Genomic DNA, 26,414 nt, shown 5'->3' on the forward strand with positions numbered 1-26,414 from the left:
AACGAAATCTGATATAGGGCCCGATCCATGACGAGAAGGCCGCACCCTCGGCAGGGATACGGCCTTCTTCAGCAGTTCTCGGGCTTGAGCGGTTCCTCGGCTCAGCGGCCGACCGGCCACACCATCCGCACCTCGGTGCCGATGCCCTCGTCGACCGGGCGCACCTGCAGATCCTCGACGAAGCCCGCCAGCAGGGCGAACCCGACGCCCGTGGTCAGCGCCTCGTCGGTCAGCGACTCGTTGGCCAACTCGTCCGGCGGCAACGCCGCCAACCCGATGCCCGCCTCGATCGGCGCACGGTCCACCACCCGCACCGCGTACGTGCCGCCGTCGGACATTTCCACCAGCACCGGATCGGCCAGGCCGTACTGCCGGTGCAGGGCGACCGCCCGGGTGCAGGCCTCACCGATGGCCAGGCGCACCTCGTCCAGCAGATCCTCGCGGACACCGGCACGCCGGGCGACGGCGACGCCGACCAGTCGGGCGGTACGCACGTGCACCGGCGCCGGAGAGAAGGAGAGCCGGACCGTCGCCATCACGCGTTGGCGCCGGTCGGGCCCGCACCGACCGCAGCCTCGACCGTGGGGTGCAGCGGGAACACCTGGTCCAGCGCCGTGATCCGGAAGATCTTGAGCAGCGGCTCCTTGTCACAGACCAGGGCGAACGAGCCGCCGGCCGTACGCAGCCGCTTGTGCGCACCCACCAGCACGCCGAGACCGGTGGAGTCGAGGAAGTCCACCCGCCCGAGATCGACGACCACGTGCCGGGCGCCACCGTCGATCAGCTCGAGGAGTCGTTCACGGAGCCGGGGCGCGGTGTAGACGTCCACCTCACCGCCGACCTCGAGCACCGTGTGCTCGCCCACGGTGCGCGTCGCCAGCGACAGCTCCATCGGTCCTCCTCGCCAGAGCCGTAAACTCTCCTGGGCATCTAACCACTACCGCCGGGACACCCTGCGGTCACCGGCGGAGGCTTCCCCTTACCCCCGGCCCCGGCTTTTCATCTCCGAACACCAGTGCGAGAGTGCAGGACGTGACCTCCAACGACTTCCTCTCGGCGCGGCCTACGCCGCGCCGTGACCTGGAGTCGTCCGCCGCGCCCACCGTATCCGCAGGTCACGACGTCGGACCAGCGCCGGTCGACCTGCTGCGCCGGCTACGCGCCCGGGGCGCCGGCGACCCGGTCACCCACGTCGAGCGGGTGCCGGCACGGGTCGGCGTGCCCGCACCCTGGCCGGCGTGGGCACCACCGGAGCTGCGGGCGGCGTTCGCCCGCCGCGGCGTGGTCGCGCCCTGGCAGCACCAGGCCGAGGCGGCCACCCTGGCGTACGACGGCGGCCACGTGATCGTCGCCACCGGCACCGCGTCCGGCAAGTCGCTGGCGTACCAGCTCCCGGCGCTGGCCACCCTGCTCGCCGACCCCCGGGCCACAGTTCTCTACCTGGCGCCGACCAAGGCCCTCGCCGCCGACCAGCTGCGCGCCGTCGCCGGCCTGGAGCTCGACGGGGTACGCCCCGCCTGCTACGACGGGGACACGCCGCGCGCCGAACGGGAGTGGGTCCGCCGGCACTCCCGTTTCGTGCTGACCAATCCCGACATGCTGCACCACGGCATCCTGCCCGGGAACGCCCAGTGGTCCGGTTTCCTGCGCCGCCTCGCGTACGTGGTGATCGACGAGTGCCACACCTACCGGGGGGTGTTCGGCTCGCACGTGGCGCACGTGCTGCGGCGACTGCGCCGGCAGTGCGCCCGCTTCGGCGCCACCCCGGTGTTCGTGCTCGCCTCGGCGACGTCCGGCGACCCGGCGACCGCCGCCGGCCGACTGACCGGCCTGCCGGTGACGGCGGTCACCGAGGACGCCTCACCGCGCGGCGGGGTGACCTTCGCGCTCTGGGAGCCGCCGCTGCTCCCACCCGACTCGGCCACCCCCGCGGTGCCCGCGCAGGCCGCCGGCGACCACGACGCCACCACGGACCTCGTCCAGGTCCGCCGGTCGGCGCTGCGCGAGACCGCGGACCTGCTCGCCGACACGGTCGCCGAGGGCGTACGCACGCTCGCGTTCGTGCGATCCCGCAAGGGCGCCGAGGTGGTGGCCGCCAACGCGCGCCGGGCCCTGGACGACGCCGTCCCGGGGCTCGGTGACCGGGTCGCCGCCTACCGGGGCGGCTACCTGCGCGAGGAGCGGCGCGAGCTGGAACGTGCCCTGCTGCACGGTGACCTGCTCGGCCTCGCCTCCACCAACGCGCTGGAGCTGGGCGTGGACCTGGTCGGTCTGGACGCCGTGCTGATCTGCGGCTATCCGGGCACCCGGGCGTCGCTGTGGCAGCAGGCCGGCCGTGCCGGGCGATCCGGGCAGGAGGCCCTCGCCGTACTGGTGGCACGGGACGACCCGCTGGACACCTACCTGGTGCACCACCCGGAGGCGATCTTCGGTGCGCCCGTCGAGGCGACGGTGCTCGACCCGGCCAACCCGTACGTGCTGGCGCCGCAGTTGGCCTGCGCGGCAGTCGAGGCGCCGCTCACCCCGGCCGACCTGGCGCTCTTCGGCGACGGGGCGAAGGAGGCCATCGACCAGTTGGTCGAGGCCGGCGCGCTGCGGCAGCGGCCCACCGGCTGGTACTGGCGGCACCGCGAGCGCCCCGAGGTGGACCTGCGCGGCGAGGGCGGCGCCCCGGTGTGCGTGGTGGAGTCCGCCACGGGCCGGCTGCTCGGCACCGTCGACGGCGGCTCGTCGCACTTCCTGCTCCACCCCGGCGCGGTCTACCTGCACCAGGGCATCTCGTACGTGGTCGACGACCTCGACCTGGCCGACGGCTGCGCGCTGGTGCACGTCGAGGAGCCGGACTGGTCCACCCACGCCCGGGACGTCACGGACCTGTCCGTGGTGTCGGTGCGCTCCTACGTCGACGCCGGGCCGGTCGGGATGTTCCTCGGCGAGGTGGACGTGACCAGCCAGGTCGTGTCGTACCAGCGGCGTCGGATCGCCACCGGCGAGGTGATCGACACCCGGCCGCTCGACCTGCCCACCCGGGAGCTGCGCACGGTGGCGGTCTGGTTCACGCTGTCACCGCGGTCGCTGGCCTCCGCAGGGGTCCAGCAGGCCGACGTCCCGGGTGCGCTGCACGCCGCCGAACACGCCGCGATCGGCCTGCTTCCGCTGATGGCGACGTGCGACAGGTGGGACATCGGCGGGCTCTCCACCGCCCTGCACCCGGACACCGAGGCGCCGACGGTCTTCGTCTACGACGGGCACCCGGGCGGCGCCGGCTTCTCCGAGCGGGCGTACGGGACGGCCTCGGCGTGGCTGCGCGCCACGCGGGACGCCATCGCGGAGTGCGGCTGCGAGACCGGCTGCCCGTCCTGCGTGCAGTCGCCGAAATGCGGCAACGGCAACAACCCGCTCTCGAAGCCGGACGCGATCCGGGTGCTCGACGTGGTGCTGGAGAATCTGCCCGCCTGACGCACCTTGCATGAATCCCGACGGCACTGGGCACAATGGCATGGGAGCGCTTCCATCGATGCTTGTGTTCCAGTTAGCCCCCGCGCCCGAGGAGAAGCCGTGGCCGACACGATCGCTGAGACCGTCGACCTGCTCTACACCATCGACCAGGACCACCTCACCCTTGATCAGCAGATCGCACTTGGGGCGGCGCTGGCCGCCCTGGCCCAGGCGGAACGACTGGAGCAGATCAACGAACGGCTGCGCAGCATCCACCAGGTGCTCAACACCTGGTCGTTGCGCGTGACCGTGGACGGTCGCTGACCGTCGCGGGCCCGGTCCCGCGGGGCGGACCGGTGGGGGTGGGAGCGCCAGGGGCACGGGCCGACGGTGGTTGCCTGGCTGTGCGAGACTCCGGCGCACCATCCCCCTGAGGAGAACACATGCAGCTCGACAACTTGCAGGCCCTGCAGCAGTTCCACATCCGCCAGCGGCTGCGGATGATGGTCAACCAGTACGAGGTCCGGGCGGTCGCGCCGGACGGCACCGAGGGTGAGCTGCTGGCGTTCGCGCAGCAGAAGCGGCTCGCCTTCAAGGAGCAGGTGACGATCTACACCGACGACTCCAAGCAGCAGCCCCTGCTCGGCTTCAAGGCCCGCCAGCGCATCGACCTCGGCGCGACGTACGACGTCACCGACGCGGCCGGTAACGCGATCGGCCTGTTCCGCAAGGACTTCGCCCAGTCGCTGCTCCGCTCCACCTGGCACGTCGAGCAGGCCGGCCTGCCGCAGGTGACGGGCCAGGAGCGCAGCCTGCCGGTGGCGCTGCTGCGCCGGTTCGTCGACTCGCTGTCCTGGCTGCCGTACCACTTCGACTTCACCGCCGGCGGTCAGCCGATCTTCTCGGTGGTGAAGAAGTGGGGCCTGCGCGACAAGTACGTCGTCGAGGTGCAGAACCCGCAGATCGACCGTCGTCTCGTCATCGCGATGGCCGTCGCCCTCGACGCGCTCCAGTCCCGCTGACGCAACCCGGCTCACACCCGGCGACCCACCCTCTCGGCCGCTGACCGGGACAGGACCCCAAAGCCTGCCCCGGCCAGCCGGCCGCGGTCGAACAGCCAGGCGCGGTCCACGCGGACCATCGACTCAGCCGCGTACCGGGCCGGCGCGGGCCGTCGACGCGACGACCCGGGTCACGCCCGGAAGCGGTGTGAACGCCACCTCGACGGTCACCAGCACGTCCAGCCCGTCGAGGAGACAGTCGATCAGTCGGCCAGCGTTGCGGTGGGCGATGTCCGCGGCGGACGCGCACGCCACCGCGTCGCCGTCAAGCGCCCGGGCAGCCCCGGCCAGCGCACCGAGATCAGCGGCCACCGCCGCCCGCTGAGCCGCCATCCCGGCGGCGGTGGCAGCGGCGCCGAACGTCCCAACCAGCACGAAGACCAGTCCCAACGCGAGCAGCAGCACGGTTGCACCGCCTCGCTCCGCGTCCGGTCGGCCGCCGTGGTGTCGCTCGGCGTCCGGTCGGTCGCCGTCGTGTCGCTCGGCGTCCGGGCCGTGCCCACGCGACCGGGTGTCGGGATGCCGCATCACCATCTCCCCTCGTCCGCGCCGGGTTCAACGGCTGCGACGGCGGTGGCGAGAACGGTGATCTTCGGTAGCCGGCCGCCCAGCGCGCGGACGGGCGCGCGGACCGTCGCCTGCACCCGGTCGCCGTCGACCGACACCGACACCTCTGCCCCCGGTGGCGCCGCGCGCTCCCCATCCGCGCTGTCGGCTCCCCGGGCGGCGGCCAACGCCACCTCCCGGGCCGTGTGCAGACAGCTCGCCTGGGTGCTGACGGCGTTGACCGCGGTCAGGCCGGCGAGCAGCAGCAGGAGTAGCGCCGGCAGGCCGGCCGCCAGTTCGGCGGTGAAGGAGCCCCGGTCGCCGCCGACGAAATGGGCCCCCCGGTTGCCGTCGCACGCTCGCCCGGGGGTACCCGGTCTCCGACCATGGCCGACCTGCCGGCGCCCGCTCACTTGAGCGCCCGGTCGATGACTGCGGTCAGCGCCGACTGGACATTGCCGGAGGTCAGGACCTTCAACAGAATCCCGGCGAAGGCCACCGCGGCGAGCGTGCCCACGGCGTACTCGGCGGTGTTCATCCCGTCGTCGCCGCGGAGTCGGGCGATGAGTTTGCGCATGCGTCTTTCCTTTCTCGATGGGTCAGAGCACGTCGCCGAGGACGGCGACGATCACCGGCACCAGGCCGGCGAGAATGAACGCGGGCAGGAAGCACAGCCCCAGCGGCAGCACGATGAGGACGCCAGCCCGGCGGGCCGACGCTTCGGCGGCGGTGGCCCGGTCGGCCCGCAGGTCGTCGGCGAGACGGGTCAGCGCACCGGCCAGCGCGGCGCCGCTGTTGGCCGAGCGGAAGGCCGCCGCTGCCATCCGATCGGCTCCCGGCACCCCGTCCAACGCCGACCACGCCTCGGCCTGGCCACCGCCGAGGAGCAGGGTGCGGCCGACCCGGGCCAGTCGGCTCGCGAGCGGGCCGTCCAGCGCCTCGGCCACGGCCAGCACCGAGCGGTCCACCGGCGCACCCGCCCGCATCGCCGCCGCCAGCAGGTCGGCGGCGAGCGGCAGGTCGGCGGCCTCCCGGAGTCGCCGGTCACGCGCCGCCGGAGACTCGATCCGCCGCAGCAGCACGTCCAGCAGGACTGCGGTCGGAACCGCACCGAGCAGCCCGAACCAGCCCCCGACGACCACCGCGACGGCGAGCCCGGCCATCGCTGCCGCGAGGCGGATCGCGTCCGGTCGTCGCCGACTCTCCACACCGCCGCCACCCGAGCCGGCCCGGTGCGGCGAGCCGCGCCGACCGACCGAACCGCCCAGGCGCACCGGGGACATCAGGCGGCCCGCCCCGACGCCGCGCCCAACCGCTCGGCCCAGAACAGGCCGACTATCTGCAGGGCGACCGCGATGACCGCGCAGACCCCGCCGACAGTGCTGTGCAGGAGCACCGCCAAGGGGTCGACTCCGATCCCGTAGCCGAGCGCGATCCCGCCAACCGGCAGGGCCGCCAGCAACCAGGCCGTGGCGCGGGCGCCCGCCGCCTGTGCCGCCGCGGCGGCCAGGCCCCGGTCGGTCGCCCGGGCGTCCGCCTCGATGCGCTCGATCAGCTCGGCCAGCGGTGCGCCGGTCCGGTCCGCCAGCCGCACGGCGGCCGAGGTGAGCTCGCGAAGCCGGTCGGCTCGACCCGTCCCCTCGACGGCGGCGATCTCCAGGGTTGGCGGGACGGGCAGGCCCGCCCGGAGGTCGGCTGCCAGACCGCAGAGCAGGTCCAGGCCGCGCCGCCGTACCAGGTCCGCGTGCCGGCCCGCTCTCCAGCGGAGCAGGGCGCGCACGGCCAGCGTGCCGTAGCCGGCCACCGCGACAGCGGCCACCGGCCCGGCGGACACGGCACCGACCCCTGCCCCCACCAGGCCAACCAGCAGCAGCACACGCCTCGGCGACCGACGCACGCGCAGCCGACGGGCCTCGTACGACGCGCCGGCCGTTCGGTCCGCCGGGCGAACGAGGCGTTGGTCCGGCGGGCCAACGGTGCGATGGTCCGCCGGGTCGGCCCTGCTGCGGCCCGGATGCTCGACGGCCTCGATGGTCTCGGTCTCCGGCCGGGCAGTGGCAGCCGGGCGGCGAGGATCCCGACGGATCGGCGGCCGTGCCGGACCTGCCGGTCGCGTGGATCCACCCGGCCCGCCGGTCGCCCTCGGACGGCTCGGGCTGTCGTCGAGGTCCCGAGTGGACCAGGCGACAACCGTCCGCCCGCTGACGGACGTCGACGCTCCCGGCGGGTACGAGAGGGCACCCGGGTGGACCGGGTCCGGCAACCCACCGAGCTCATCGGTCGGCCCGCCCCGCGCCCGAGCGAGGCCCCTGATCCATTCCACCAGAGCGTCGTCCGGATCAGCGCCGGTGGCGCCACGGCCCGGTGCCAGCACTCGGCGGCGGCGTGCCCGGACGCTCTGCACCGGCCAGGCCACCAGGACCGCGGCGGCCAGCAGCAGCGCCACCACGAGCGCCGTTCCGCCGGTCATGCCGGGCCCGCCGATCCGGGCCACGGCTCGCTGAGGATCGGCGGCACCGCCACGCCCCGGTCTCGCAGCAGCGTGCCGAAGGTACGTGCGGCCAACCCCAACCCACGTCCACGTATCCAGGCGGGCACCACAGTGGCCAGTCGTTCGGGCCCTTCGGGGAGCAGCAGGCAGATCGACTCGAGGACACGACCGCGGTCCCCTCGGCGTACCTGAAGCAGCACCTGGAGCGCCGCGACCACCTGGGCGTGCAGCGCGGAGCGGGGCAGCCCGCCCAGCATGCCGAGCGCCTCCAGCCGGGCCGGCACGTCGGACGGGGTGTTGGCGTGCAGCGTGCCGGCGCCGCCGTCGTGGCCGGTGTTCAGCGCGGCCAGCAGGTCGACCACCTCCGCGCCCCGGCACTCCCCGACCACCAGCCGGTCCGGGCGCATCCGCAACGCCTGCCGAACCAGGTCGCCGAGGCTGACGACGCCCGTCCCCTCGACGTTGGCGGTGCGGGCCTGGAGCCCGACCACGTGCGGGTGCCCCGGTTGCAACTCGGCCGCGTCCTCCACCAGGACGATCCGCTCCGTGGTGGGCACCAAACCGAGCAACGTGTTGAGCAGGGTCGTCTTGCCCGAGCCGGTGCCGCCGGTGACCAGGTATGCCAGCCGGGCCGCGACGACGGCGGCGAGCAGTGGCGCCACCGGTCGCGGCACCGTCCCCTGGCGCACCAGTTCGTCGAGGGTGAACGGGCGGTGCCGGAACGTCCGCAGGGACAGGTAGGGCCCCTCGGTCGCCACCGGCGGCAGCACGGCGTGCAGCCGGGTGCCGTCGGGAAGCCGGGCGTCCGCGTACGGGGAGCCGTCGTCGAGCCGCCGCCCGGCGCTGGCGATCAGTCGCTGCGCCAGCCGGCGGACGTCCTCGACCGAGCCCACCGGGACCGCTACCTGGTGCAGCCCCGCGCCCCGGTCGACCCAGACGCGGACACCGTTGACCAGGACGTCGGTCACCTCCGGATCGGCCAGCAGCGGGGCCAGCGGCCCGGCGCCCACGAGGTCGTCGTGCACCCGGTCGGCGATCCGCAGTACTGCGGTGTCGCCCAACACCGCCGCGGTGGGCTCGGCGCGTACGGCGGACACGATCGCCGCCGGGGTGACGGGGTCGGTGGCGGCGGCGATCCGCTGGCGCACCCGGGCCGCGAAGGTGCCGTCCTCCGGCCGGCCGCTCATGCCGCACCCGTCGCGGGGACGCCGGTGAGGTCCGCGACGATCCGTCGGCAGAGCGTGGCGAGCGGGCCTTTGCCGGCCGCCGCCGGTGCCTCGCCGCGTTCGAGCCCCCGGCAGAGCCCGGGTTCGGGACGTAGCGTGCCAGCGAGAGGAAGCCCGAGTGCCCGTGCCACCTCGGTGGCGCGCAAGCGGCCCGGGGCGGGCCCACGCACCACCACCGAGAGCGCGGCGCAGTGTGGTGCGGCCGAGGCCACCACCCGGGCGGCGGCCGCGGTGGCGCGCAGCTCCGCCGGCACGACGACGTACGCCTGGTCGGCTGCCTGCAACGCGACCACGGCGGCGTCGTCCAACTGTCGGGGCAGGTCGATCACCACGAAGTCCCGGCCACGGTGCGCGGCGTCGACGGTCGCGGCCATCGCGGAGGCGGGCAGCGCCAGCATCTCGCCGCGATCCCAGGAGAGCACCACCAGGTCGCCCCGGCTGGGCAGCGCATCGACAAGCGCGGGCGCGTCCACCCGCCCGTCCGCGTCGGTGAGCGACGGCCAGCGCAGCCCTTCCAGCTGCTCCCAGCCGAGCACGAGGTCCAGGCCACCCCCGAGCGGGTCGGCGTCGATGAGCAGGGTGCGCAGTCGGGCCCGCGCCGCGGTCACGGCGAGCCCGCCCGCGAGGACGCTCGCGCCGGCACCGCCCCGACCGCCGAACAGCGCGACGACCCGGGCACCCGGACCGTTCTGCTGGTCGGGGCCCTGTTCGGCCAGGCGGTCCACCAGCCAGGGCTCGGCGGCGGGCAGTGCGGCGACGTGCTCGGCTCCGATCAGCTCGGCGATGTGCCAGCCGGGGTCGAGTTGACCGGCCCGGCCGACCAGCACCAGCCGGGGCCGCTTCGGCAGTCGGGCGCGCAGGCACGCCTGCGCCTGATCGGCGCCGAGCAGCACCAGCGGCGCGGGACCCCAGCGGGTGCGGGCGGCGGCCGGGTCGGCGGCGAGCTCCACCTCGGTGCCGCCGGCAGCGGCGAGCCGGAGCAGGTCGTCGAGCAGGTCGCCGTCCCCCGTGACGACCAGTGGGAGCCGTCGGATCGGCGGAACGGAGGTACGGGGTGCCATCGCGGCCTCCAGCGGTCGGGATCGGATGCACCGCCGACCCTGCTCGCGATCGGCCTCGCGGACTCCCCCCGACGCCTCGCCTGTGGACAACTCCGGGGCCTGTGGACAACGCCCGACGAGACGGTTGATCTGCTATGCGCGCGGGTTGCCGCGCAGCTAGGGCGGCTACCGGGAAAACACCGTGGGGCCGCTCCCGAGAGAGCGGTCCCACAAAGTCGGCGGTCAGCCGATCCGGTCGGTCCAGGTCGTCTCCAGGATCAGCTGGTACGCGCTGATCCGCACCGGAGCCCGCGTCAGCAACTCGTGGGCGAGCAGCTCACCCGTCGCCGGATCGAAGATCAGCAGAGACTGAGCCGCCGAGATCGACTGTCACAGCTATCGGGGACACTCCCGGCCGTGGAGCTGGAAGAGTTTTGGAGCATCGTGGAGCGGGCACGAGCAGCGGCCGGCGCAGCGGCGGACCAACCCCGCCCCGACGGTCAGCCGGATGTGGTCGCTGACGCCCTGGTCGCGGAGCTGACGCGACTCCCGTTGTCACACATCGTGGCGTTCGACCAGACGCTCAACGAGGTGATGGACCAGGCCGACACCTGGGATCTCTGCGCGGCGTGCTGGATCATCGAGTACGGGTTCCTCTCCGACGACGGATTCTCCGATTTCCAGGCAGGGCTGGTCGGCCTGGGCAGAGTGGCGTTCGAGTCAGCCGCGCGGGACCCCGACTCGCTCGCCGACCATCCCGCGGTACGGCAGATCAGCGCATCGGAAGGCCGCGACCTGTGGATCGGCGACGAAGCCCTCCAGTTCGCCGCGCAGCAGGCGTACGAGCAGCTGACCGGCGACGATGAGGCCTTCTGGGACGCCGTCGAATCAGCGGAGTCCGCGGCCACTGCGCCACCGCCGAGCCCGGAGCCAGCCGACGAGCGCTGGGACCTCAGCGACGAGGCCGAGTGGCGAAAGCGGCTGCCCAGGCTTTTCGAGCTGTTCGGCGCCCGCCGACTCGCGCTGGATTAGGTGGCGCTCCCGCGGAAAGAGACGGCCCCGTTCGGGGGGATGCGGTCTCAGCTTGCCGGCCAGTGTCGGTGCTCATCAGACAGTGTCGACTGGCAGGTAGGGAGGATCGTCAGGTGACGGCTGGCGGTGCTCCACAACGGATGGTCCGCTGCCTCGTCGCTGCCTCTGTCTAGATTTCATGCGTGATCGAAGCGACACTCGGTGGATGCAATGGCTGACCGTCGTCCTGTCGTTCGTCGGCGGCCTAATCTCGGCGTCCGTCGCGGCCTATGTCGTGGTGAGGACGAACAACCAGCGGATGGCCGCCGAGGTCCGGGCTCGCTGGGACAGCGCGCTCTTTGAGCGAAGCGGCGCCTTCGTCGCTTCGGCGCGCACCCTGCGCCACCTGGCAGAGCATCCCTCGCGTAGCGAGGATGAGAACAGTCACCGGAAGGCGCTAGACGAAGCGCACCAGGGGATGCGGGTAGCCTGCGAGCAGCTTCGGCTACTGGGCAACAAGAGGGTCCAGACTGCAGCACGGGTAGTAACTCGCCATGCCTATGCTGTGCGCGTTCAGGCCGAGGACGGCCGTGACCCTCGGGCAGCGGAGTACCCCTCCAAGTCGCCAACAGCTCGCCTCAACGACGCTCTCCAAGAGTTCTACCGCGCGGTCCGCGCCCAACTCGGCGCAGAAGACCCAGAGGCGGTTTTGCATGACGATGACTTGGAAGCCGACCGGGCTACTCAGACGGAGCTGCGGTGAGCGCTCCGTCGGCGGGCAACGACAGTCACCCGACGTCTCGCTTACAAGCTCTGTGCATCGCGTCCGCACTCGTCCGGGTGTTTCGGCAGTGGTGTCCTTGCGGACGTGGTCCGGTCACCGGACATGCTTGACCACTTGCGTCCCGCGCCCTTTACAAGATCCGTTCGGCCAGTCGATGACGGAGGGGGTCGGCGCAGATGATGTCGACATGGACGCATGGGTGGACGGCGACCTGGCTGACGAGTTCGAGCGGCAGCTTGATGACCTCCTAGCCGAGCTGGACTCAGCCTGGGTAGAGCCCGAACTGCAGCCGAGGTTCGCCAGCAACGAGTCGTTCCGTCGCTACCACCGGAGGAACGGCAAGCGCTGGCAGCTTGCCTGCGTTCTTCGAGAACGTCCTGACCTGGCCGCCACCCTGGCTAGCCGAGTCCTGGCCGCAGTGGTCTGCGACGAAGATGTGGCCGCCAATCGTCAACTCATCGAACCGGTGTTGACGGCGGTCGGCCGTCGCCGGGTCCAGGAGTACCTCATCTCGGTCGTCACGTCCGGCCCGCTACTGCAACGCGTCTGCGCAGTCCGCGCCTGGTATTGGTCGCAGGCCGTGCTCGTGTACGAGTCGCCTCAAGCGCTGACTGGCGGACAGCCAACAACGGGTAGCCAAGCCCACGATGATGAGGTTGCTGACCTGCGCGGGTGGTACCGCGCAGCCTGTCTCACCGCCTTCGTCGAGTGCGATCACGACGCCACACGTGAATGGCTGGCCCGAGGCTTCATTCTGGATGAGTCCTCCTATCCGGCGAGCCTGCACCGCGGGGTGGCTGCGGCCCGCGCGATCGCTGAATCCGACCCGGTCCGGTTCAAGGAACTCATCGCCAAGACCACCGACGGAACGAACCTCGCCGCCATTCGGCCCGCTGATGACCACTGAATCCGGTGCCCCGTGTCCTTGCGGACGCTGCCCTCATCACCGACACGGTGGGCCGCAACGACGGTCGAACTTCCGGCGGCGGGCGGCGGGCCACGAGAAGGCGTCGACGACGCTGGACCGGTACACGCACACGCCCGACGACTACGCCGACCGGGTCCGGCTGACGTTCCCTGACGATTCGCTGACTTTCCGCCCGGCGTTGGGCCCGACCGAGCCGGCAAAGGCGCTTCCACCAGGGCGGGAGCGCTCCCCGCAAAGGGACGACCCCCGTCGGGGGGAGACGGGGGTCGTCGACGGTTCGGCTCCGGGGGGGTCGAGCCGAACCACTCAGCGGTCACGGGGGGTGCAACCGCTGAGGGTCTGTCTGTTTCGGGGATGTGAGAGCTCGTCGTGCGGACAAGTCTGCCTGAGCGGAACCGTCACGTCGAGTGGTGTTCACTCCACTCAGCGCGAAAATCTCCTCGCGGAGTGTGAGCACGGTCACGCCCAGCGGAGTTGGAGGCACCCGCCCGCAGGTCCGAGGGGTGGCCTGACCCCGGGCACCCGCCGACGATAGACCATCCGGCTAGACTTTCGCGCCGTGGGCCGAAGTGCCGCTTTCTTCGATCTGGACAAGACCGTCATCGCCAAGTCGAGCGCCCTGGCGTTTGGTCGGCCGTTCTACCGGGATGGGCTGATCACCCGGCGTGACGTGGTCAAGTCGGCGTACGCGCAGCTGATGTTCCGGCTGGGCGGCACCGACGAGCAGACCATGGCCCGAACACGGGACTACCTGGCCGCGCTCTGCAAGGGCTGGCAGGTGGAACAGGTCCGCCAGATCGTCGCGGAGACGCTCCACGAGCTGATCAACCCCTATGTGTACGCCGAGGCTGCCGCTCTGATCGAGGAGCACCAGGCAGCCGGGCGGGACGTGGTGCTGGTCTCCGCGTCCGGCGAGGAGATGGTCCGGCCGATCGGCGAGCTGCTCGGGGTGACCGACGTGATCGCCACCCGGATGGCGGTGCAGGACGGCCGGTACAGCGGCGAGGTCGAGTTCTACGCGGCCGGTCCGAGCAAGGTCGAGGCGGTTGGCGAGCTGGCCGCCGTGCGCGGCTACGACCTGGCCGACTCGTACGCCTACTCCGACTCGTACAGCGATCGTCCGCTGCTGGAGTGCGTGGGTCACCCGAGCGTGGTCAACCCGGACCGGCAGCTCCGCAAGCTGGCCTCGGAGAACGCCTGGCCGGTGCTGGAGTTCCGGCACCCGATTCCGCTGGGTCGCCGGCTGCGGGAGCGGCCGGCCGTTCCGGTCGCCGCGGCGGCCCTGGGCGTGGGGGTCGGGGTGGCCATCGGCATCGCCTGGTACGGCAGGCATCGCCGGACCCGCGCCGCCACCACCGCCTGATCACCTCAGGCAGCAGCCCGGCCAGACCGAGGACCGGTCCGGCAACAGCAGGGCGGCGCCGCCTCTCCGACAGCCGAGCGCCGCATCGACGGATCCAGCCGCCCGCCCCACCTTCGCACCTCCCCTCAGCAACGTCTTGAGCGATCGCTCAAATCGTCGTACGCTCGGATTTGAGCGATCGCTTAAAACGGGGAGATCAGCATGGCCGACGTCGACGAGACACCCGAACCGTCCGGATGGACCAACACCACCGAACCACCACCACAGCGCACCGCCGCCCACTGGACTCTGGCCGGCCTGATAACGCTCTTCGGGCTGGTGGTCTTCGTCGCGGTGGTGCGTGAGGGCCGCGCCGACAGCGCCGTACTCTTCGTGGCGCTCCCGGTGCTGCTGGCCGCCGCCCTCGCGCTGACCCCGCGCCGGACGGCCCACGGCCAGGTCTTCGCCGCCACCACCGTGGCCCTGCTGCTGGCGGCGGTGGCGCTGCACGAGGGAGCGATCTGCGTCATCCTGGCGGCCCCCCTGGTGTACGCGGTGGCCCACGGCACCACCGCGCTGATCCGCGCCCTGCGGGAGGCCAACCGGCCCTACGTGCTCGTCGCCGTGCCGCTGCTGCTCCTGCCCGGTCTGGAGGGCAGTGGCATGGCTCCCCGGCTCGGTCCGGAGCAGACGGTGGAGGTGACCCGCGTCGTCGAGCTACCCGCCGACCGGGTGGCCGACCGCCTTGCCGCCGGCCCACGCCCGACCGCCGTACGGTCTGCGCCGTTGCGCCTGCTGGGCGTGCCCACACCCGGGCGGGTCAGCGGCGACGGGCTCGATCCCGGCGACAGGTGGATGTTCGGCTACCACGGCAGCGCGCACGGCCCGGGCGGCCATCTGCTCGCCGAGGTCGAGAACGTAACGCCGGGACGTGTGGATTTCCGCTTCGTCGAGGACAGTTCGATCACCGCGCGCTGGTTCACCTGGCGGCACGCACAGTTGACCTGGCGGGCGACCGACGCCGGGCACACCGAGGTCCAGATCCGGGTCGACTACACGCGGGGTCTGGACCCGTCCTGGTACTTCGGCCCCATCCAGCAGGCGCTGCTCGGCGCCGGGGTCGGCCACCTGCTCGACATGCTGGCACTCGGGTGACAGTCGCCAGGTGGTTGAGCCTGGGGGTGCCGCTTCTCGCGGTGCTCGCCGTCGGCGCGCGGGAGCGGGACCGCGCCGCCCGTGGTGCCGCGCTGTTGGCGTTCGTGGCTGCTGGGGTCGGCATCGCCGCACTGCACGAGGTCGCCCGGACGGCCGGCTGGTACGCGTTCGCCCCGGTCGACGGCGCGTACCGGGGGATGCCGGTGGACCTGTGGATCGGCTGGGCTGCGCTCTGGGGGCCGCTGCCCGTGCTGCTGCGCCGGTTGCTGCCCCTGCCTGTCGCACTGGGTCTGCTGCTCTGGGTCGACGTGGTGGCGATGCCGGCGCTGCACCCGCTTGTCCACCTCGGCCCGTACTGGCTCGTCGGGGAGGTGGCCGGGTTGCTCCTGGTGGCCCTACCCGCCCAACTGCTCGGTCGGTCCGGCGCCGACCGGCGGCGCCTGCGCACCAGGACACTGCTGCAGGTAGGGCTCTTCACCGCGCTGCTCCTCTGGTTCCTGCCCAGCCTGGCCTTCGAACTCGGCGACGGGTCGTGGGCCCGACTGACCGGGCTGAACCGCACCGAGTTGCTGGTGCTGGCGCAACTGGCCCTCCTGACGGCCACCCCGGCGCTGGCCGCGGTCGCGGAGTTCGTCACCCGGGGAGGCGGCACGCCGTACCCGTGGGACCCGCCGCGTCGACTGGTCACCACCGGCCCGTACGCCTACCTGGCCAACCCCATGCAACTCAGCGCGGTGGTGTTGCTGCTGCTCACCGCAGCGGTGACGCGCAGCGCCACGCTCGTCCTGGCGGCGGTGTCGGCGGTGGCGTTCGGCGCGGCGGTCGCGACGCCGCACGAGCGACACGACCTGCGAGCCCGGTACGGGGACTCCTGGCGGTCGTACCGGCGGCAGGTTCGTGACTGGTGGCCCCGGTGGCGGCCGTACGCGCCCGGGCCACCCGCGGTGCTCTGGCTGGACGACGACTGCGGACCCTGCGCGGCGATCTGGCGGATGCTGGCCCGGCGCCACCCGGTGGGGCTGCGCATCCGGCCCGCCCGGGAACACGACCGTGTGTTGTGGCGGGCGGAGTACGTGGGCGGCGACGGTCACGCGCAACGGGGGGTGGCCGCCGTCGCCCGCGCGCTCGAACACGTGCACCTCGGTTGGGCGGTGGTCGGCTGGGCCGTCCGGCTACCGGGCGTCGCCTGGCTCGCCCAACTGGTCACCGATGCGATGATCGCACCACCGCACCCGGCCCGCCCGCGAGGAGCGCCATGTCCGACACCAAGCAGCGTCTCCTTGACGGCGCCATCGCCGCCATCCGCGAACACGGCATCGCCGGCGTCTCCGCACGGACCATCGCCGCCGCCGCCGGGGTGAACCAGGCCCTGGTCTTCTACCACTACGGCACCGTCGACGACCTGCTCGCGGCGGCCTGCCGCGACAGCACCGCGAAGCGGGTCGAGCACTGGTCCGCCCGCCTGGCCTCGGCCGGGTCGCTGCGCGAACTGCTCGCGGTCGGGCGTGCGCTGCACGAGGAGGAACGCCAACTCGGCAACGTCACGTTCCTGGCCCAGATGCTGGCTGCCGCACAGGCGGACCAGCGGATGGCCGCCCCCACCGCCGGTGCGCTCCAACTGTGGGTGGACGAGATCGAGGCAGTCCTGCGCAGGCTGCTCGCCGGTTCCCCGTTCGCCGAGGTCGCCGACGTACCCGGCCTGGCCCGTGCGGTCTCGGCCGCGTTCATCGGGCTGGAACTCTACGACGGGGTGGACCGGGCCGGCGCCGACCAGGCGATGGCCGCGCTCGACCAACTCGCGCTGCTGCTGGAGGTCGTCGACGACCTCGGGCCCATCGCCCGCCGGGCGCTCCAAGCCAAGGTCAACCGGGCGGTACGACGGGCCTGAACGACCTCAGGCGGCCGCGAGGATCTCGTCGCCGATGGCGGTGAGCTGGTCGGCGCCCACCTCGACGGCCGCCATGTAGTGGCGCAGCCAGGAGCGCAACCCGTCCGGGGTGCCGGTGGCGAACGCGCCGGCCGAGCCGACGTACTCGGGCTCCCGTTCCCGGTGACCGACGTCGACGCCGAGCAGGCCGCGCGGGTCGAGGCCGCTGGCGAGCAGCACCAGTCGGGCGGCACCGCGCGCCACCACGCCGGACGGCCCGGCGAACGGACGCAGGTTCAGCAACTCCCCGTGTACGACGGCGGCGAGCACCAGCGGCGAGACCCTCGTGCCGCCGGCCACCAGAGCGGCGAGCCCGTCGAGACGGGCGGCGACCACCGGGTCGGGCACCGGTCGGCCCAGCTCGGCCTCGCCCACGATGTCGCGGGCGGCGAGGACGTGCAGCCGGGCGAGTGCCTGCCGGGGTGCCTTCGGCCAGAGTTCACTCAGGCCGGGCAGCGCCCCGGCGACCCGCAGCGCCCCCTGGAGCACCGGGTCGGTGACGGTGCCGGCCCGGACCTCCTCACGCTCGTGGACGGCGCCTTCGAGCGCGGCGCTGGCCACCGCCGACCGCAGGCTGACCTCGGCCGCGACCTGGCCACCGTTGCGGCGCAGCGCGCGGTGCCCGAGCGCCTGGTCGAAGCGCTCACGGGCCCGGTCGACGGCAGCGGCGACGTCGGTGAGCGCGAGCAGCGGGGCGAGCGGGTCGGTGGTCACCCCGTCACGCTAGCGACCCGGCCCGGCCCGACGGGCCGCACCCGCCCGCAACGCGACCCCGGCCACCCGGCGACCCTGTTCCGCCGCTCCCGTCCCCGCCGCTCCCGTCCCGCCGCTGGGCAAGGTCGACACGAGATCGGCGATATCGGGGTGTCCCACCGGTCCGGATACCGCGACATCGCCGAACCCGTGTCGATCAAGACCGGCCGGGCCGGGCAGGGCGGGCAGGGCCGGGCGGGACGGGCAGGGCCGGCCGTCGGGCGCGCGGCGGGGGCCGCTCGGCGCGACGGGGTGGGCAGCGGTCGCCGGTCGGGGACCCCGCGACTACCCTCGTGCCCAGCGAGACGCAGGTCACCCGAGGACGAGGAGTCACGGCATGAGCGAGGCATTGGCCAATCTGCTGAACGAGACGCGCCAGTTCCCCCCGCCGGCCGAACTCGCCGCGCACGCCAACGTCACAGTCGACGCGTACGCCGAGGCGCAGGCCGACCGGCTCGCCTTCTGGGCGAAGCAGGCCGACCGCCTGGCCTGGTCGAAGAAGTGGGACGAGGTGCTCGACTGGTCGAACCCGCCGTTCGCGAAGTGGTTCGTCGGTGGGCAGCTCAACGTGGCGTACAACTGTCTTGATCGGCACGTCGAGGCCGGTCGGGGTGACAAGGTGGCGATCCACTGGGAGGGCGAGCCGGGTGACACCCGCACTCTCACGTACGCCGATCTGCACGAGCTGACCTGCCGGGCGGCGAACGCGCTCACCGACCTGGGGGTGACGGCGGGCGACCGGGTGGCGATCTACCTGCCGATGATCCCGGAGGCGGCGGTCGCGATGCTGGCCTGCGCCCGGATCGGCGCGGCGCACAGCGTGGTCTTCGGTGGGTTCTCCGCCGACTCGTTGAGCAACCGCATCCAGGACGCCAACGCCAAGGTGGTGATCACCGCCGACGGTGGTTACCGGCGGGGCAAGCCGTCGGCGTTGAAGCCGACGGTGGACGAGGCGGTGGCGAACTGCCCGTCGATCGAGCACGTGCTGGTGGTCCGCCGTACCGGCGAGGACGTGGCCTGGTCGGAGAAGGACCACTGGTGGCACGAGGTGGTGGAGACGGCGTCGGCCGAGCACACGGCGCAGCCGTTCGACGCCGAGCACCCGCTGTTCATTCTCTACACGAGCGGCACCACGGCCCGGCCGAAGGGCATCCTGCACACCACGGGCGGCTACCTGACGCAGGCGTCGTACACCACGCACGCGGTCTTCGACCTGAAGCCGGAGACGGACGTCTACTGGTGCACCGCCGACATCGGCTGGGTCACCGGGCACTCCTACATCGTGTACGGCCCGCTCTCCAACGGCGCCACCCAGGTCATGTACGAGGGCACCCCGGACACGCCGCACAAGGGGCGGTTCTGGGAGATCGTCGACCGGTACAAGGTCAGCATCCTCTACACCGCGCCGACCCTGATCCGGACGATGATGAAGTGGGGCGAGGACATCCCCGCCGGCTTCGACCTGTCGTCGCTGCGGCTCCTGGGCAGCGTCGGTGAGCCGATCAACCCCGAGGCGTGGATGTGGTACAGGCAGCACGTCGGCCGGGGCGAGCTGCCCATCGTGGACACCTGGTGGCAGACCGAGACGGGCTCCATCATGATCTCCCCGCTGCCAGGGGTGACGGCGGCGAAGCCGGGTTCGGCGATGACTCCGCTGCCGGGCATCGTCGCCGACGTGGTGGACGACCAGGGCCAGTCGGTGCCCAACGGCGGGGGCGGCTACCTGGTGCTGCGCGAGCCGTGGCCGTCGATGCTGCGCACCATCTGGGGTGACGACAACCGGTTCATCGAGACGTACTGGTCACGGTTCGAGGGCATGTACTTCGCCGGCGACGGGGCGAAGAAGGACGACGACGGGCACATCTGGCTGCTCGGTCGGGTCGACGACGTGATGCTGGTGTCCGGGCACAACATCTCCACCACCGAGGTCGAGTCGGCGCTGGTGTCGCACCCGTCGGTGGCCGAGGCGGCGGTGGTGGGCGCGACCGACCCGACCACCGGCCAGGCGATCGTCGCGTTCGCCATCCCGCGGGGCAGCACGGACATCGCCGGCGCGGCAGGTGAGCAGCTCATCGCGGACCTGCGCAACCACGTGGCGAAGACGCTCGGCCCGATCGCCAAGCCGCGACAGATCATGCTGGTGCCGGAGCTGCCGAAGACCCGTTCGGGCAAGATCATGCGTCGCCTGCTGCGGGACGTGGCCGAGAACCGGTCGCTCGGCGACGTCACCACGCTGCAGGACTCCTCGGTGATGGAGCTGATCTCGTCCGGGATGAGCGGCACGAAGTCCGACGAGGACTGACGACAGGCGTACCCCGTCGGTGGGTGACGGTCCGTCCGGACCGTCACCCACCGTCGTCTTTTGTGGAGGTACGACCACCGCGTGCCGCCGGCCGCGGAGGTTGGACGAATAACGCCTCCATCACGTTCCCGCCGTTCGGCGTGTTTCTCATTTAGTTTCACGGAGGTCGGTGGGCCTCGATGCGCCCCTGCGCGCCCGGAGTCGGCCGGCTTCCTCCGCCCATGCCCGAGAAACGGAGCGGCATGAACAGAAACTCCCATCCGGGGTCGCGTCGACGACTACTCGTCGCGCTGCCCGTCATCGCCCTCGCGGCCACCTCACTGACCGTGAGTGGAAGTGCGGCGGCGCAGCCGTCCACCACCCCCCGGGCGGTGATCGGGGCTGACGAGTACTACATCAACTACGCCGAGCCCGAGGTGCAGACGGACACCACCGGCCGTGAGGTCAAGGGCAAGGGTGGCGTCTACACCCCCGCCGTCGACGCCGCGCGCGCGTTCGACCAGAAGCACGCGCGGGGCAACCCGGTGACCGCGCGCCAGCTCGCGCAGATCGAAGCCAAGTCGATCAAGACGGGCAAGAGCCCGCGGCAGATCAAGCAGTCGCCGACCACGCAGACGGCGAAGCTGCTGACGCTGCTTGTCGAGTTCAACGACAAGGCGAACGACGACTTCACGAACGTGATGGTCCCGAAGACGGTGTTCGAGGATCGGACCTGTGTCCCCGGCACCGTGCAGAACGGGCCGAAGCACAACACCATCGCGAACCCGGCGACGCTGCCGCACGAGGACAACAACTCGATGTGGGTGCCGGACTTCTCGCCGTCGCACTACGACAAGATGCTGTACAGCAAGAAGGGCATCACCGAGCGGGTCCGCAAGGACCTGAAGGGCCCGGACGGCAAGAAGGGCATCGACCTCTCCGGTCGCACGATGCACAACATGTACCTGGAGATGTCCAAGAACGCGTACACGGTCGACGGGCAGGCCAGCCCGTGGATCACCGTTCCGCACTCCGAGGGCTGGTACGCGGCCAACCGCTGCACCCAGGACGAGAACGGCAACTGGGTCCCCGGCCGGGAGCAGTCGATGAACGGCCACCCGGACAACCCGGCTGGCGCGGGCAAGCTGGCGGCCGACGCGATCGACGCGCTCGCCGCCAAGGACCCGAGCTTCCCGTGGGCCGAGTACGACAAGGAGGACCAGGCCGACCGCGACGGTGACGGCAACCTCTTCGAGCCGGACGGCGTGATCGACCACCTGGTGCTGGTGCACGCCGGCCAGGGCAAGTCGCGCGGCGGCGGCGACCAGGGCGTGTACGCCGTCTGGGCGCACTCCTCCTCGGTCCCCGGTGGCTACAGCATCCCGGGCACCAACCTGAAGGTGTCGAACTACATCGTGCAGCCGGAGGACGCCGGCGTCGGTGTCTTCGCCCACGAGTTCGGCCACGACCTCGGTCTGCCGGACCTCTACGACACCTCCGGCAACGCCGACTCCGACGTGGACTTCTGGGACCTGATGGCCTCGGGTTCGCACTCGGGTGAGATCTTCCAGGCGCTCCCGACGCACATGGGCATCTGGGACAAGTGGGTGCTCGGCTGGGCCGACCCGTTGACCATCCGCCCCGGGTCCAACCCGCGTGAGGTCAAGCTCGGGCAGACCTCGCGTACGCCTATCGACGCCGAGGACGGCATCAAGGTCGACCTGCCGGACAAGGTGACGGTCCTGGCCACGCCGCACAGCGGCACCAAGATGTGGCACAGCAACAACGACCAGAGCTGGGCCGACGTCAAGCTGAGCCGCTCGGTCGACGTGCCCAACGCCGCGGACGCCAAGTTCTGGATGTGGAACAACTACATCATCGAGGAGGACTGGGACTTCGGCTTCGTCGAGCTGTCGACCGACGGCGGCGCGACCTGGACCGAGCAGAAGGTGTACGCCGAGGGTGGCTCCGTGGTCACCACGCCGGACAACTACCCGGACCCGAACGGCCGGATGAACGACTTCGGCGGCAAGAAGTACGGCCTGACCGGCAGCACCGACGGCTGGCGCCACGACTACGTCGACCTGTCGGCGTACGCGGGCAAGACCGTCCAGGTGCGGCTGCGCCTGGCCACCGATGAGGCGTTCGAGGAGCGCAACTGGTTCGTCGACGACTTCTCGGTCACCGGCGGCGGCGCCACCACCTGGAGCGACGACGTCGAGGGCGGCGCCAACGGCTGGACGGCCACCGGCGGCACCTTCGTGGACACCACCGGCGCGGGCTGGAAGGTCTCCGGTGGCACCGAGGTGCACGCGCAGTACTACCTGGCCGAGTGGCGCAACTTCGACGGCTTCGACAAGGGCCTGAAGTACGCCTACGACACCATCTACTCCCACGAGGCGTGGAAGGTCGACCGGATCTCCTACAACGCGCCGGGCATGCTGGTGTGGTATCGGGACAGCGCGCTCGGCGACGTCAACCACGTCACCGGGCAGATGACCGCGCTGCCCAGCTACGGCGCGAAGGGCGGTCTGCTCATCGTGGACTCGCACTTCGACCCGTACCGGCGGACCGGCACGGCGGCCGAGAAGGACCCGTCGGTGACGGACAACCTGCCCAGCCGTCCGCAGTCGGCCAACGCGGCGTTCACGCTCCAGAAGACGTACCCCTTCACGGAGTGCCTGGAGGCGGCGGACGAGCCGTACAGCGCGTACTGCACGAAGTTCAAGGCGCAGGCACCGGTGAAGAGCTTCACCGACGCCAAGGGCTGGTACCCGGGCATCGAGATGCGCGACGGGGCACCGTACGCGCGGGACAACGACGCCTCCGTGGTGGTGCCCTCGCGTGGCAACGCGCCGTACACCACCCGGGTGACCAACCCGGACGGCAGCCCGGCGCCGGAGTTCTACGGCGTGACGCTGGGCGGCGGCGCGATCGTGCTCGGCACCGGTAACCCCGGCGACGCGGGCGTGCAGAACGGCGTGTCGTTGACGATCCGTAAGACCGCGCGGGACAACACGTCCGCCACGATCTACGTCACCCCGGCGAAGAAGTAGCGGTTTCGCGGAGCAACAACTGATGGTGGGGCCGGTGGCGGGAACGCCGCCGGCCCCACTGTCGTACACCCGATCATATTGATCGAAATATGTCGCTGTCTTTGCGCATGGCCAGTCCGCCCTGGTTCGCGGCGCAGATGAAGCGCAGGGGTGTGACGGTGAAAAGCGTTCCCAACAAAATCTTGCAACAAATCGACGCGCGCATCTTCCCACCCGTCCCGGCAGTGTCTATGTTCACCATTGGTCCCACTAGTGGGATCGATCTATCACCGGCCCGTACCCCCGTTGGGTCGGTTCCCTCACACCGGAGGTACCACGTGCGCAAAGTCGCAGTGGGTCTGCTCGGGCTTTCGCTGACGGCGACGGGGCTGGCGTTCGGACCGTCCGCCAGTGCCGCGCCGCAGCCGAAGTTGCCGACGGCCGCTCCGTCGGTCGCCGAGCCCGCCCTTGCCGACCACGACCTGCCGAACCCGCTGGAGGACAAGCGGCGAGCGCTGCGCCAGGAGGGCCTCAACGAGGTCCTCAAGGGCAAGGCCAAGGCAGAGAAGATCAACGGCAGCACCGTCGTCAAGGTCGGTAAGACCCAGGCCGACGGGGCCAGCGCCCGCACCACCGGGGCGGGCACGGCCCAGACGGAAGACCAGTACGTCGAACTCTCCCGTCAGCGGACCGACAAGATCTTCGTGATCCTCGCCGAGTTCGGCAACGAGCGGCACCCGGACTTCCCGGACAAGAACATCGACCCCAACACCGCGGGGCCGACCAAGTTCGACGGGCCGCTGCACAACCAGATCCCGGCGCCCAACCGGGCGGTGGACAACTCCACCGTCTGGCAGCCGGACTACAACGCCGACCACTACCGGCAGCTCTACTTCGGCACCAACCCCGGTGACGAGTCGCTGAAGCAGTACTACGAGGCCCAGTCCTCCGGTCGCTACAGCGTCGAGGGCGAGGTCACCGACTGGGTCAAGGTCAAGTACAACGAGGCCCGCTACGGTCGTTCCGACGACCCGAAGGCCGACGACGACCCGACCGGTGACCCGAACGTCTGCGACAGCAACGTCTGCAGCAACACCTGGGACCTGGTCCGCGACGCCGCCAACCAGTGGGTCCTCGACCAGAAGGCCGCCGGTCGCACCGACGCGCAGATCGCCGCCGACGTCAAGTCGATGGACCAGTACGACCGGTACGACTTCGACGGTGACGGCGACTTCAACGAGTCGGACGGCTACATCGACCACTTCCAGATCGTCCACTCCGGCGGCGACCAGGCCGACGGTGACCCGATCCAGGGTGAGGACGCCATCTGGAGCCACCGCTGGTACGCGTACGCCTCGGACCAGGGCAACACCGGCCCGGCGAACTTCCCGGCCGGCGGCACCGAGATCGGCGACACCGGCGTCTGGATCGGTGACTACACGATCCAGCCGGAGAACGGTGGCCGGAGCGTCTTCTACCACGAGTACGGTCACGACCTCGGTCTGCCGGACGACTACAACGTGGTCAGTGGTGGCGACAACAACAACGAGCACTGGACCCTGATGGCCCAGAGCCGGCTCGGTGCCAAGAACGACGGTGGCATCGGCGAGCGCGGTGGCGACCTCGGCGCGTGGAACAAGTACCAGCTCGGCTGGCTCGACTACGAGACGATCGGTATCGGGCAGAAGAAGACGCTGGTTCTCGGCCCGCAGGAGTACAACTCGCCGGAGGCGCAGGGCGCGGTCGTCGTGCTCCCGGACCGCGAGTACACCTTCTCGAACGGCGCACCGTTCGAGGGCAGCAAGCAGTTCTTCACCGGCAACGAGGACGACCTCAACAGCACGATGACCCGGACGCTGGACCTCACCGGGAAGTCGTCGGCCGCCCTGGCCATGAAGGGCCGCTACAACATCGAGAGCGGGTTCGACTACCTGTTCTTCGAGGCCTCGACCGACGGTGGTAAGACCTGGGCGACCCTGCCCGGCACCGTCAACGGCAACCCGCTGAAGGAGATCTCCCCCGGGCGCTTCGCCCTGGACGGCTCCAGCAACGGCAAGTGGGTCGACGTCAACATCCCGATGAACTCCGTGGCGGGCAAGGTCGTGCAGTTCCGGCTGCGCTACCAGACCGACGGCGGCCTGTCCAAGGGCGGCTTCTACGGTGACGCGATCACCGTGACCGCCGACGGCCAGACCGTGTTCACCGACGGTGCCGAGAACGGTGCCAACGGCTGGACCTTCGCCGGGAAGTTCGAGATCGCCGCGGCCACCTACACCCGCTCGTTCGACAACTACTACATCGCCGGTACCCGGTCGTACACCTCGTACGACAAGTACCTCAAGACCGGCCCGTACTACTTCGGCTACGCGAACACCCGCCCGGACTACGTGGACCACTACGCGTACCAGGAGGGTCTGCTGATCTCGTACCACAACACCCGTTGGGCGGACAACGACACGTTCGCGCACCCGGGTGAGGGTCGGAACCTGATCATCGACGCGCACCCGGAGCCGCTGTACAACCTGACCGGTGCCCCCTGGCGGGCCCGCGTCCAGGTCTACGACGCTCCGTTCAGCCTGAAGAAGGCCGACTCGTTCACGCTGCACATCGACAGCCAGGCCAACTACGTCCGTGGCCAGGCCGCGCAGCCGCTGTTCGACGACACCCAGCAGTACTGGTACCCGGAGCTGCCGAACCACGGCGTCAAGCTCCCGGCGACCGGCCGGAAGATCAAGGTCGTGTCGCAGGACGGCATCAACACCACCGTCCGCTTCTTCTGATCCTCGGATCACGCGACACCCGCACCACGGCGATGCCCGGGCAGGTCACCTGCCCGGGCATCGCCCGTTTGCGGGAACCCCGGCCACGCCCCGCGCGTCCGATCACCCGTGCAACCGCGAACCCGCACCACTGTGACCGGCGCTGGTCTGGCCGCCCTGCTGGCGCTCACCGGCTGCGCCGGAGCGCGGAACGAAGGAGACGGCGTGTCCACCGAGAAGACCCCGTCCGACGCCCCGTCGACAGGCGTACCCTCGTCCGCCACCGCGCCGACCGGGCCCACCGATCCGACGCCGTCGTCCCCCTCCGGACGACCGTCGCGCTCGCGCGTCCCGCTGCCCACCCTGCGCCCGCCGACCGGCCCACCGCGCGAGCCGACCGACGCCCGCAAGGCCAACGTGCTGGCCGGACGGATCAACCGGGGCGGCGCCGGCCCCTGCTACGGCCTGGTCACCGACGACGGCCGGCAGTACGCGCTGCACGGCACCGGCAAGGGCACCTTCGCCGTCGGCACGACGGTCCGGGTGACCATCGGCCCGGCCGACCCGACCACCGACTGCGGCCCGGGCACCCCGGCCAGCATCGTCGACATCAGCCCGGTCGGCTGACCGTCGCCCG

24 protein-coding genes are annotated in these 26,414 nt (G+C 71.5%); 14 read left to right on the plus strand and 10 right to left on the minus strand.

From position 1 onward, the window contains the following. Positions 1-101 precede the first annotated feature (101 nt). Complete coding sequence (locus AB0B97_RS06310; RefSeq protein WP_234584146.1) at positions 102-536, minus strand: ATP-binding protein; 435 nt, start codon at positions 534-536, stop codon at positions 102-104. Beyond that, positions 536-892, minus strand: a complete 357-nt coding sequence (locus AB0B97_RS06315) for an STAS domain-containing protein (RefSeq protein WP_007454668.1) — start codon at positions 890-892, stop codon at positions 536-538. Before AB0B97_RS06315 ends, AB0B97_RS06310 begins: the two co-directional genes overlap by 1 nt. Before the next feature lie 188 nt (positions 893-1,080). Between AB0B97_RS06315 and AB0B97_RS06320 the strand changes: the two genes are divergently transcribed. The 3 genes from AB0B97_RS06320 (at position 1,081) to AB0B97_RS06330 (ending at position 4,460) form a co-directional block, all read left to right on the plus strand. After that, positions 1,081-3,459 carry a DEAD/DEAH box helicase gene (locus tag AB0B97_RS06320; protein ID WP_357492048.1) on the plus strand — a complete coding sequence of 793 codons (2,379 nt, stop codon included), beginning with the start codon at positions 1,081-1,083 and terminating at the stop codon, positions 3,457-3,459. Positions 3,460-3,558: 99 nt separating this feature from the next. Further along, on the plus strand, positions 3,559-3,762 hold the full coding sequence (locus tag AB0B97_RS06325; protein ID WP_234584145.1) for a hypothetical protein: 204 nt from the start codon (positions 3,559-3,561) through the stop codon (positions 3,760-3,762). Between the two features lie 119 nt (positions 3,763-3,881). Continuing rightward, positions 3,882-4,460, plus strand: a complete 579-nt coding sequence (locus AB0B97_RS06330; protein ID WP_234584144.1) for a hypothetical protein — start codon at positions 3,882-3,884, stop codon at positions 4,458-4,460. 123 nt (positions 4,461-4,583) lie between these two features. On the opposite strand, the gene AB0B97_RS06335 is transcribed toward AB0B97_RS06330, so the two are convergent. The 7 genes from AB0B97_RS06335 to ssd form a co-directional block, all read right to left on the minus strand. Further along, positions 4,584-5,027: an Rv3654c family TadE-like protein gene (locus tag AB0B97_RS06335; RefSeq protein ID WP_357491144.1), complete on the minus strand. Its 444-nt coding sequence runs from the start codon at positions 5,025-5,027 to the stop codon at positions 4,584-4,586. Beyond that, complete coding sequence (locus AB0B97_RS06340) at positions 5,027-5,341, minus strand: TadE family type IV pilus minor pilin (RefSeq protein ID WP_357492050.1); 315 nt, start codon at positions 5,339-5,341, stop codon at positions 5,027-5,029. Before AB0B97_RS06340 ends, AB0B97_RS06335 begins: the two co-directional genes overlap by 1 nt. Before the next feature lie 113 nt (positions 5,342-5,454). Then, a complete protein-coding gene (locus AB0B97_RS06345; RefSeq protein ID WP_234584142.1) occupies positions 5,455-5,622 on the minus strand; it encodes a DUF4244 domain-containing protein in 168 nt (55 codons plus the stop codon). A gap of 22 nt (positions 5,623-5,644) precedes the next feature. Beyond that, positions 5,645-6,208 (minus strand): type II secretion system F family protein, encoded by a 564-nt coding sequence (locus AB0B97_RS06350; protein WP_357492052.1) that lies wholly within the window; start codon positions 6,206-6,208, stop codon positions 5,645-5,647. 119 nt (positions 6,209-6,327) lie between these two features. Beyond that, complete coding sequence (locus AB0B97_RS06355) at positions 6,328-7,515, minus strand: hypothetical protein (protein WP_357491146.1); 1,188 nt, start codon at positions 7,513-7,515, stop codon at positions 6,328-6,330. After that, positions 7,512-8,723, minus strand: a complete 1,212-nt coding sequence (locus tag AB0B97_RS06360; protein WP_357491148.1) for a TadA family conjugal transfer-associated ATPase — start codon at positions 8,721-8,723, stop codon at positions 7,512-7,514. Before AB0B97_RS06360 ends, AB0B97_RS06355 begins: the two co-directional genes overlap by 4 nt. Continuing rightward, positions 8,720-9,823, minus strand: a complete 1,104-nt coding sequence (gene ssd / locus AB0B97_RS06365; RefSeq protein ID WP_234584139.1) for a septum site-determining protein Ssd — start codon at positions 9,821-9,823, stop codon at positions 8,720-8,722. Before ssd ends, AB0B97_RS06360 begins: the two co-directional genes overlap by 4 nt. Before the next feature lie 396 nt (positions 9,824-10,219). Between ssd and AB0B97_RS06370 the strand changes: the two genes are divergently transcribed. The 7 genes from AB0B97_RS06370 (at position 10,220) to AB0B97_RS06400 (ending at position 16,910) form a co-directional block, all read left to right on the plus strand. Further along, positions 10,220-10,834: a DUF4240 domain-containing protein gene (locus AB0B97_RS06370; protein WP_357491150.1), complete on the plus strand. Its 615-nt coding sequence runs from the start codon at positions 10,220-10,222 to the stop codon at positions 10,832-10,834. Positions 10,835-11,039: 205 nt separating this feature from the next. Then, positions 11,040-11,576, plus strand: a complete 537-nt coding sequence (locus AB0B97_RS06375) for a hypothetical protein (protein ID WP_234584137.1) — start codon at positions 11,040-11,042, stop codon at positions 11,574-11,576. Positions 11,577-11,784: 208 nt separating this feature from the next. Continuing rightward, positions 11,785-12,504 carry a hypothetical protein gene (locus AB0B97_RS06380; protein WP_357491152.1) on the plus strand — a complete coding sequence of 240 codons (720 nt, stop codon included), beginning with the start codon at positions 11,785-11,787 and terminating at the stop codon, positions 12,502-12,504. Between the two features lie 580 nt (positions 12,505-13,084). After that, positions 13,085-13,888 (plus strand): HAD-IB family hydrolase, encoded by an 804-nt coding sequence (locus AB0B97_RS06385; RefSeq protein WP_234584135.1) that lies wholly within the window; start codon positions 13,085-13,087, stop codon positions 13,886-13,888. A 201-nt stretch (positions 13,889-14,089) separates the two neighbouring features. Then, positions 14,090-15,022 carry a hypothetical protein gene (locus AB0B97_RS06390; protein ID WP_357491154.1) on the plus strand — a complete coding sequence of 311 codons (933 nt, stop codon included), beginning with the start codon at positions 14,090-14,092 and terminating at the stop codon, positions 15,020-15,022. Then, a complete protein-coding gene (locus AB0B97_RS06395) occupies positions 15,019-16,383 on the plus strand; it encodes a methyltransferase (RefSeq protein ID WP_357491156.1) in 1,365 nt (454 codons plus the stop codon). Before AB0B97_RS06390 ends, AB0B97_RS06395 begins: the two co-directional genes overlap by 4 nt. Continuing rightward, complete coding sequence (locus AB0B97_RS06400) at positions 16,278-16,910, plus strand: TetR/AcrR family transcriptional regulator (protein ID WP_234584132.1); 633 nt, start codon at positions 16,278-16,280, stop codon at positions 16,908-16,910. Before AB0B97_RS06395 ends, AB0B97_RS06400 begins: the two co-directional genes overlap by 106 nt. A 6-nt stretch (positions 16,911-16,916) precedes the next feature. Here AB0B97_RS06400 and AB0B97_RS06405 read toward each other — a convergent pair whose 3' ends face one another. Then, positions 16,917-17,663: an oxidoreductase gene (locus AB0B97_RS06405; protein WP_357491158.1), complete on the minus strand. Its 747-nt coding sequence runs from the start codon at positions 17,661-17,663 to the stop codon at positions 16,917-16,919. 376 nt (positions 17,664-18,039) lie between these two features. Here AB0B97_RS06405 and acs point away from each other — a divergent pair, with 376 nt between their 5' ends. The 4 genes from acs to AB0B97_RS06425 all read left to right on the plus strand — a co-directional run bounded on the left by acs (position 18,040) and on the right by AB0B97_RS06425 (position 26,404). Then, a complete protein-coding gene (gene acs / locus AB0B97_RS06410) occupies positions 18,040-20,004 on the plus strand; it encodes an acetate--CoA ligase (protein WP_357491160.1) in 1,965 nt (654 codons plus the stop codon). Between the two features lie 242 nt (positions 20,005-20,246). Continuing rightward, on the plus strand, positions 20,247-23,039 hold the full coding sequence (locus AB0B97_RS06415) for an immune inhibitor A domain-containing protein (protein ID WP_357491162.1): 2,793 nt from the start codon (positions 20,247-20,249) through the stop codon (positions 23,037-23,039). 332 nt (positions 23,040-23,371) lie between these two features. Beyond that, entirely contained in the window at positions 23,372-25,798 is a 2,427-nt protein-coding gene (locus AB0B97_RS06420) for an immune inhibitor A domain-containing protein (RefSeq protein ID WP_234591394.1), read from the plus strand. Positions 25,799-26,002: 204 nt separating this feature from the next. After that, a complete protein-coding gene (locus AB0B97_RS06425; protein WP_357491164.1) occupies positions 26,003-26,404 on the plus strand; it encodes a hypothetical protein in 402 nt (133 codons plus the stop codon). Positions 26,405-26,414: the final 10 nt, after the last annotated feature.

It is taken from the genome of Micromonospora sp. NPDC049004, from assembly GCF_040649315.1.
GTDB lineage: Bacteria > Actinomycetota > Actinomycetes > Mycobacteriales > Micromonosporaceae > Micromonospora.